Raw genomic sequence first — 361 nt, forward strand, 5'->3', positions numbered from 1 at the left:
CGGACCAGCCGCCGGACAGGCAACGCGCCGATGAAGCGCTGCGCGCGCAGGAGCGGGAACGCGACCTGGCCCGCGTGCACGCCCGCGATACCGCCACCCGCCGCGACGACCTGCTGGCCGGGGGCGTCAGCGCGCGTGCCGATATCGGCCGCACCGATGTCACGGTGCCAGCGCGGACAGAGCCGGTGCAAGGCACCTTGGCCAGCATGGAAGACGTGCTGCGCCAGGGGCAGGACGATGGCGTCCGGCAGGAAGCCGCCGCCGCCCGCGCGGCCGAGGCAAACCGCGCCAATGCGGCCAACAGTCCGGTCGCGCCGAATGCGGCCGACCCGGCGGTGCAGGCGGCCATCGCGGCCCAGCG

The 361-nt window shown here is 75.6% G+C and carries 1 pseudogene; it reads left to right on the top strand.

Going from position 1 to position 361, the window contains the following annotated elements:
• Window positions 1–361, top strand: a pseudogene (locus GM672_RS28710) (hypothetical protein); the annotation flags it as partial.

The sequence above is a fragment of the Pseudoduganella buxea genome (assembly GCF_009720835.1).
Classification (GTDB): Bacteria; Pseudomonadota; Gammaproteobacteria; order Burkholderiales; family Burkholderiaceae_D; genus Rugamonas; species Rugamonas buxea.